Genomic DNA, 8021 nt, shown 5'->3' with positions numbered 1-8021 from the left:
GAGCTGATCGGCCGCGGCGACACCCTGCTCCAGGTCCGCGATCGCCGCGGGCAGGGTGGCCATCGCGTGCCGGATGTCGGTCTCGGCGTGATCGACACCGTCGAGCAGCGTGGACGCCTGGGTCAGTGCGCTCTCGGCGGCCCGGATCGCACCGACCGCCGGGCCCTGCTTACCGGCCGGCAACGCGACCGCGTTGCGGCCGTCGGCGATGGACTTCTCGGCGAATTCGAGCTGCTCACGGGCGAGCGTCGTGTTGTGTGCGACGGGGGCGAGGGTGTCGACCGGGAACTCGGTGCGCAGCGCCGTCAGGACCGCTTCGCAGGCGGGTACCCGCGAAGTGAGTGTCACCACCCGCTGGGTGAGCGCGTCGAGCCGGGCCGGGGCGTCGAGCAGCAGATCGCGCATGCCGTCGAACTCGCTGACCCGGGCGTCGAGCTCGCGGTCGGCGCGACCGCACGTCGAGATGAGGTCGACGAGCATGTCGCGACGTTGCTGCGGGGTCTCGGGAATCGCATCGTCGAGGCGCTGCCGGATCTCGAATGCTTTCGTGAGCGCCGCGCCTGCCTGCGTGAACGCCGCCGCGAACGGTGCGACCGCCTGCTCACCGAACTCGCCGCGGGCAAGTTCGAGTTCCTCGGCGCTGGTGCGTACCGCATTGTCGGTGTCGACGAGGATGTCCTGTGCCCTGGCATCGAGCACGTCCAGCGGTAGCGCCGCCAGTGCCGCGGTGTCGGTCGGATCGATCGAGGCCGCGGCCTCGGCGCCGGCCTCGGCGCGCTTGCGCTTGGACCGCCGCGTGTACAGATAGAGGCCGCCGCCGCCGGCGACGATCACGCCGCCGCCGATGAACAACGGTGCCATCGACGCCGGGGCCAGCGCATCGCCGAGCCCGTCGGCCGCGGCGACCGCGGCACCGGCCCAATCCCGGTTCACCAGCCGCGGGCGCACCTGGTCGGTGGCGATCGACTCGATCTCGGAGTCGGAGACGTCGGTCACGTCGTTGGACACCCACAGGTTGTAGTCGCCGTCGGTGGCGACGGCGAGCAGCGCTGTCTTGGGTCCGAATCCGCTCGCCTTCGCGGTCGCCTCCGTCCAGTCGCTCCCCGACATTCCCGAGAAGCTCGGTACGTACGCGACCCATAGCTGCACCTGGTGATCCGAGTACAACCCGTCGAGTGCCGCCTGGATTTCGGACTGTGCGCTCGAGTCGAGCACTCCGGCGTTGTCGGTGATCTGCCCGGGCAGACGCAGGGGAGTGTCGGCGGATGCGGCCGCAGGCAACAGCAACAATGCCAGCAGGGCCAGCGCTGCCGGCAGCACGGCGAGGATCGGGAGAGGGACCGGTCGGGTGGGCGCCGCCACGACAGCGGACGAGTACACGGGCATGGCACGAATCTAACGGTCGCGGCCGTGCAGCGTGCGAGGCCGTGGCGCGTCGCCGGGGGAACCCGTTGCGGCCGCTGGCAGAATCGGAGGAGTGAGTACCGCAGCCCGCAGATCCCGGCCGTCTCCGCCGCCCGCATCGGAGCGACGCAGCGCCGGCGTCGGCATCGCGCGGTGGCTCCGGCGGATCGTGGCCGGACTGGTGCTCGCCGCGATCGTCGTCGTCGGCGGGACCGCCGTGCGGGTATGGCAGGTCGCGCGCATCGACGACTGGACTCATGCGGATGCCATCGTCGTGCTGGGTGCCGCACAGTATTCGGGAACGCCGTCGTCGGTGTTCCAGGCCAGGCTCGATCAGGCGGCGCGGCTGTACGAGAACGGGGTGTCCGAAACCGTCGTGACCGTCGGCGGCAAACAGGAGGGCGACCTGTACACCGAGGCCGCGGCAGGCAAGAACTATCTGATGTCTCTCGGCGTGCCCGGCGATGCGATCCTCGCGGTCGAGGAAGGGTCGGACACGCTGCTCAGCGTCGAGGCGGTCAGCCGGGAGATGCACGCTCGGAACATGTCGTCGGCGGTGCTGGTCAGCGACCCGTGGCATTCGCTGCGGACCCGAACGATGGCGCGCGACGCCGGGCTCGAGTCGTGGACCGCTCCGACCCGGACGGGCCCGGCCGTGTATACACGCGAATCGCAGTTCCACGGAATCGCCCGGGAAACCGGGGCGTTGGTCTGGTACCAGTTGACGCACGGGTCGGCGGATTTCCCCTACACCGCGGCCCAGTGATTCTCGGTGCTGTGATTCCGGGTGCTGTGATTGGTCGGTGCACTGAGCGAAGGACAGGTGGATGCAGGGATACACCGAACACGAACTCGAGCGCCGCGTCGCCGAGACGCCCAAGCGTTCCGGGATTGCCGGCGCGGAGGCGGCCGCAGCCGAACGCAGCCCGTTCGTTCGTGACCGCGCTCGCGTCCAGCACTGCGCCGCGTTGCGTCGGCTGGCCGACAAGACACAGGTTGTCGGTCCCCGCGACGGCGACACCCCCCGCACGCGGCTGACCCATTCGATGGAGGTCGCGCAGATCGGGCGCAGCATCGCCGAGGGTCTCGGCGCCGACCCCGACCTTGTCGATCTCGCAGGCCTGGCCCACGACATCGGGCACCCCCCGTACGGGCACAACGGTGAACGCGCGCTCGACGAGGTCGCGGCGCTGTCCGGCGGATTCGAGGGGAACGCGCAGAACCTGCGCATCCTCACCAGCCTGGAACCGAAGGTGCTGTACCCGGACGGACGCAGCGCCGGCCTGAACCTGACTCGTGCGGCCCTGGACGCGACCCTCAAGTATCCGTGGACGAGGCCGAAGCCCGGCGCGAAGTTCGGTGCGTACGACGATGATGCCGAGGTTCTCGCGTGGATCCGCGACGGCGCTCCCGAGCGGCACAAGTGCCTGGAAGCGCAGATCATGGACTGGTCCGACGACGTCGCCTATTCGGTGCACGACGTCGAGGACGGGGTCATCGACGGGCGCATCGACCTGCGGGTGTTGTCCGACCCGCGGGCCGTGCAGGGACTTGTCGACGTCGGTATGCGTGAGTTCAGCGGGTTGATCCCGGACGAGTTGGTCGAGGCAGCGGGCCGGTTGTCGCGGATGCCGGTGATACTCGGCGTCGGTGTCTACGACGGCAGTCTGGCCGGTTCGGTCGCGCTGAAGACGCTCACCAGCGAACTCGTCGGCCGCTTTGCCACCGCCGCGATCAGCGGGACCCGGGAGACCACCGGTGGTGCGCCGGTCACCCGATACTCGACGGATCTGGTGGTGCCCGCGGTCGTCGCGTCGGAGGTCGCGCTGCTCAAGACCATGGCGTTGCAGTTCGTGATGTCCGACACCGCGCACCGCGCCCGGCAGGAACGTCAACGCGACCGCATCCACCGGGTCGCCGAGTGGCTGTTGCGGACGGCTCCGGTCGGCCTCGATCCGCTGTTCGTTCCCGCGTGGAACGAGGCGAAGGACGATGCGGCGCGGGTGCGGGTCGTCGTCGACCAGATCGCCTCGTGCACCGAATCGAGACTGGAACGGATCGACAAAGACAGTCTCGCCGCGCAGGCGGACTGGGGGTAGGTCAGCACGCGATCATGCTGCGCGGATCGGTCGTGGTGTCCAGCCACTTGCCGTAGGCGTCGGCACCTCGTGCCTCGACCGCGGCGCAGACATCGGACGGCGCCGTTCCGGCTGGGAAGTACACGGTGTAGATGGGGTTCCCTTCGTCCGTGGCCTGACGGAGCGACGGGCACGATCTGTCGGTGCGCAGATAGCTCGCGCCGGGATGTGCCGCCAGGTGTCCAGCGATCTCCTCGGCATACGAGCCGGGTGAGGTCGCGTTGGCTACGACGGCGATTCCCGAGCCGGTGCACGTGGGTACCGTCATCGGTGTGGACAGACCGAGGTCGCCGGGACCGCCGAGAGAAGCCGTGCCGGTGGCCGGGGGTTCAGTGGGTTCCGGTTCCGGGTTCCCCTGCGGCGACGAGCGTGCGACGATCCGCGCTCCGATCTCGTCGTTGGTACAGACACCCGAACTGCCCGAATGTGCCGCGGACGCCGCAGTGGGGATGCTGCACAGCCATCCGTCGAACTCGGCAGGCCAGGTGTTACCCGCGGTGTGTTCGACGGTCGGGTCGTGAAGATAGCGATCGAAGATCGACTGTGCTGCTGGACATGTCACAGGCCCCGACTGCACGAACAACGTGGCGGTGTTGCCGGTAGCAGGAAATCGGACGGTGCCACACCCGTCCGGTGCCGTCATCGCCGATTCGGGCCCAGCAGGCGACTCTGCCGGCGACGCCGGTTGCCGAGCGGCGGGATCGACCTGACCGGAACCGGACACCACCGGAGCGGTGACCTGCGTCTTGGCGATCGCACCCGAGTCGTCCGGGGTGTTCCGGGACAACAGAAGCCACCCGACTGCGGTGGCGACGAGAAGTATCACGACTCCCAGCAGTGCAAGAATCGTTGTCGCTTCCCTGCGGTCTGCGGCAGGAGGTGGAGACGTAACGATCGGCTCGGGCTCGGGTCCTGCAGCGGCAAGAGGTCGGGAATGCCTGGGCGCTGCGAGCGTCGGCGAGGGAGCAGTAGTGCCGACTACGGTGACGACTGCGGTGCCGACCGCGGTGCCGGACAGTGCGGCTCGGGCAGTTCGCGCGAAATCCCCGGCCGAACGGTATCGATCGGCCGGGGACTTCGCCATTCCCCGAGCGACAACCCCGTCGAACGATCGCGGAATCCACGGTCGTCCGGCGCTCGGAGTCGGGGGTGGTGAGTGCAGATGCGCGGAGATCGCCTGCTCGATGCTGAGACTGTCGAAGGGGACACCGCCGGTCAGTGCCTGGTGGAGGACACACGTCAGCGAATAGATATCGGTGGCGGCATCGGCGATCGTGCCGTGGCCGAACCGCTCCGGCGCCATGTAGGCATACGAACCCACGACGGTCCCATCGGTGGTCAACTGCGTATCGGCCTCCGAGTATGCGATACCGAAATCGGCCAGATACGCGAAGTCCGTGGGGGTGAGAAGGATGTTGTCCGGTTTGATGTCGCGGTGAACGAGGCCGCTCCGGTGGGCGGCATCGAGCGCGGACGCGATCTGCTCGACGACAGCAACGGCACGTTCGGGTGCCAGCGGTCCGGATGACCGCAGTAGTGCTCCGAGGCTGGTGCCGTCGACGAGACGCATGTCGATGAACAGCGCGCCGTCGATCTCACCCCAGTCGTGGATCGGGATCACATGTGGGTCGTTCAGTCGCGCGGCCACCTGGGATTCGCGACGGAAACGCAGCGCGTAACGCGGGTCGCCGGCCAGATGGGCGGGCAGTACTTTCAACGCCACCGTGCGTTCCTTCACGGTGTCGTAGGCCTCGTAGACCTCGCCCATTCCACCGCGGCCCAGAAGCGACCGCACGGAATATGGGCCGAACAGTGACCCTGTCCTCGAACCGCAGGGGCCGTCCATCGCAATCGTGTCCTTCGGCAGCACACCGCTTCGCTGATACCGGCGCCGCGGATCAATCTCGGAGAGTAGACCGGATGATAGTGGCACAACCCCACGCTGCCGCCGAGCGCACCGGGCGTGGATCGTGTTGTTCGCTGCGGGCGCTACCAGGTAACCGCCCCGGTCCCGGGGCCGCCGACGACCACCTAGACTTGCCCCCGTGGCCGGCCGAATTTCCGACAGAGACATCGCGGCCATCCGCGACCGCATCCGCATCGAGGATGTCGTCGGCGACTACGTTGCCCTCAAGCGCGGCGGCGCCGACTCGATGAAGGGCTTGTGCCCGTTCCACGACGAGAAGTCCCCGTCGTTCCACGTCCGGCCCAACCACGGTCATTTCCACTGCTTCGGGTGCGGTGAGGGCGGCGACGTCTATTCGTTCCTGCAGAAAATCGAGCACGTCAGCTTCGTCGAAGCGGTCGAACAGTGCGCCGAACGTGTCGGTTACACCATCAGCTACGAGGGTGGCGGCCCGTCCGTGCAGCGCGACCGCGGTACCCGCGCGCGGCTGGTCGCAGCGAATGCGGCCGCTCAGGCATTCTATGCCGAGCAGTTGCGCACGCCGGACGCCCGGGCCGCGCGGGACTACCTGACCGAACGCAACTTCGACGGCGCCGCCGCGCAGGCGTTCGGTTGTGGCTACGCACCTGCCGGGTGGGACGCGCTCACCAAGCATCTGCTGTCGAAGGGCTTCGAGTTCGCCGAACTCGAGGCGGCCGGATTGTCGAAGCAGGGTCGCCGCGGTCCCATCGACCGGTTCCATCGGCGGTTGCTGTGGCCGATCCGCAACCTGGCCGGTGACGTCATCGGATTCGGTGCGCGGCGCCTGTTCGACGACGATACGCTCGCCGCGAAATACGTCAACACCCCGGAAACGGTGCTCTACAAGAAGTCTCAGGTGTTGTTCGGTCTGGATCTGGCGAAGCGCGAGATCGCGAAGTCGCATCAGGCGGTGATCGTCGAGGGCTACACCGACGTGATGGCGATGCACCTGGCCGGTGTCAAGACCGCGGTGGCCTCGTGCGGTACCGCCTTCGGCGACGAGCACCTGTCGATGCTGCGCAGGCTGCTCATGGACGACAGCTACTTCCGCGGTGAGATCATCTACACCTTCGACGGTGACGCCGCTGGCCAGGCCGCGGCGATGAAGGCGTTCGAAGGCGATCAGAAGACCGCCGCCAAGACGTTCGTGGCCATCGCACCGAAAAACATGGATCCGTGCGAGCTGCGTCAGGCCAGTGGCGACGGCGCGGTGCGCGACCTGGTTGCCCGCCGCACCCCGATGTTCGAGTTCGTCGTCCGGTCGATCCTCGCCGAACACGACCTCGATACCGCGGAGGGTCGCGTGGAGGCGCTGCGACGCTGTGTGCCCATTGTTGCCCGCATCAAGGACCGCTCGCTGCGCGACAACTATTCGGTGCAACTCGCGCACTGGGTCGGTTGGGACGACATCCCCACCGTGCGGCGCCGCGTGCAGGAGGACGCGCGTCGCGGGAGTCGTGCACCAGCGCCGAAGTCTCGTGCGACCACCGGATCGTCGGCTTCCGCGGTACCTGCGAGCGCGCTGCGTCGCCCGAGGCCGAACGATCCGTCGCTGTGGCCGCAACGCGACGCGTTGAAGGCCGCACTGCAGTACCCCGGCATCGCGGGCACCGTATTCGACTCGTTGCCGGCGGAGACGTTCACCGAACCCGCCTACGCCGCGGTGCGTGAGGCGGTCGCGACCGCAGGTGGGAGTGGTGCCGGGATGGGCGGCGCCGAATGGGTCGACGCCGTGAGTCGTGCCGCCACCGATCCGGTTGCGCATTCACTCGTCAGCGAACTCGCGGTGGAACCACTGCCCGCCGACGAGGAACGCATGCCCCGCTACATCGGGGGGGTGCTGGCGCGGTTGCAGGAGGTATGGGTGGGCGAACAGGTCGCCGAACTCAAGTCGAAGCTGCAGCGTGTGTCGCCGGCCGCGGAGTCCGACGAATTCCATGCCCTGCTGGGTGATCTCGTGGCGCTCGAGCAGTATCGCCGAAGCCTGCTGGACCAGGCCATCGGCGACGTAGGCGGCGAGGGCCTGGCGGGCTGAGCTGCTACTTCTTCAGCTGATCTCGGGGGATCATGATCGTCGTCTGTTCGTCGATCGGCTTCATCGGCTCGAGTTTCGGCTGCGGGTTGAGGGAATCTGCGAGCTTCTGGCGGCCCACCTCGATGGCTTTTTTTGTGACCGGGCTCGCCGCTACGGCTCGTGCGGTCTTGCTGATCTGTTCGTACCGGGCCCGGCCGGCCCGGGTTCCGAGCACGTACCCCGCAGCGACCCCGACCAACAATCGCAACAATGTGTCGTCCTTTCACCTGTCTGTGCGCGTCGCACCTGTTGTTTGCGCGTCGTGTCCATCCTGCCCGATCCGATCCACCATGCCCACATGCAGGCGATTTGGCGCCGTGGAGGGTGGGACGCTACAGTTCTTTTCGCACCGAGGGAAACCGCCGGTGTGCGTTGGGACAATCCCCTGTAGCTCAATTGGCAGAGCATTCGACTGTTAATCGAACGGTTGCTGGTTCGAGTCCAGCCGGGGGAGCGGAGAAGAGGCCCCCACCCGATC

6 protein-coding genes and 1 tRNA gene are annotated in these 8021 nt (G+C 67.8%); 4 read left to right on the top strand and 3 right to left on the bottom strand.

What is annotated here, in order from left to right; genetic code table 11:
- On the bottom strand, positions 1 to 1386 hold a 1386-nt coding region (locus WAX14_RS24520), incomplete at its 3' end, for a TPM domain-containing protein (protein WP_422630642.1).
- Positions 1387 to 1549: 163 nt separating this feature from the next.
- Between WAX14_RS24520 and WAX14_RS24515 the strand changes: the two genes are divergently transcribed.
- A complete protein-coding gene (locus WAX14_RS24515; RefSeq protein WP_422630643.1) occupies positions 1550 to 2170 on the top strand; it encodes a YdcF family protein in 621 nt (206 codons plus the stop codon).
- A gap of 61 nt (positions 2171 to 2231) precedes the next feature.
- On the top strand, positions 2232 to 3503 hold the full coding sequence (locus tag WAX14_RS24510; protein ID WP_422630641.1) for a deoxyguanosinetriphosphate triphosphohydrolase: 1272 nt from the start codon (positions 2232 to 2234) through the stop codon (positions 3501 to 3503).
- A gap of 1 nt (position 3504) precedes the next feature.
- Here WAX14_RS24510 and WAX14_RS24505 read toward each other — a convergent pair whose 3' ends face one another.
- Positions 3505 to 5310, bottom strand: coding sequence for a protein kinase domain-containing protein (locus WAX14_RS24505; protein WP_422630640.1), 1806 nt, complete (start codon positions 5308 to 5310; stop codon positions 3505 to 3507).
- Positions 5311 to 5587: 277 nt separating this feature from the next.
- On the opposite strand from WAX14_RS24505, the gene dnaG reads away from it, so the two are divergent.
- The gene (gene dnaG / locus WAX14_RS24500) at positions 5588 to 7504 is read left to right on the top strand and encodes a DNA primase (RefSeq protein WP_422630639.1); all 1917 of its coding nucleotides are present in this window, start codon (positions 5588 to 5590) and stop codon (positions 7502 to 7504) included.
- A gap of 4 nt (positions 7505 to 7508) precedes the next feature.
- On the opposite strand, the gene WAX14_RS24495 is transcribed toward dnaG, so the two are convergent.
- Positions 7509 to 7754 (bottom strand): hypothetical protein, encoded by a 246-nt coding sequence (locus WAX14_RS24495; RefSeq protein ID WP_422630638.1) that lies wholly within the window; start codon positions 7752 to 7754, stop codon positions 7509 to 7511.
- Between the two features lie 170 nt (positions 7755 to 7924).
- Between WAX14_RS24495 and WAX14_RS24490 the strand changes: the two genes are divergently transcribed.
- A tRNA-Asn gene (locus tag WAX14_RS24490) sits at positions 7925 to 7997 on the top strand.
- The last annotated feature ends 24 nt before the right edge of the window (positions 7998 to 8021 follow it).

This window comes from Rhodococcus sp. (in: high G+C Gram-positive bacteria) (genome assembly GCF_049299235.1).
Taxonomy (GTDB): Bacteria; Actinomycetota; Actinomycetes; order Mycobacteriales; family Mycobacteriaceae; genus Rhodococcus.
The sequence above is the reverse complement of the archived record's forward strand: the minus strand, read 5'-3'. Positions and strand labels throughout refer to the sequence as shown.

Bases quoted from the DNA above. Each gene is read 5' to 3' on its own strand.
- WAX14_RS24510 (WP_422630641.1), top strand. From the start codon at position 2,232: ATGCAGGGATACACCGAACACGAACTCGAGCGCCGCGTCGCCGAGACG.
- WAX14_RS24505 (WP_422630640.1), bottom strand. From the start codon at position 5,310: ATGGGCGAGGTCTACGAGGCCTACGACACCGTGAAGGAACGCACGGTG.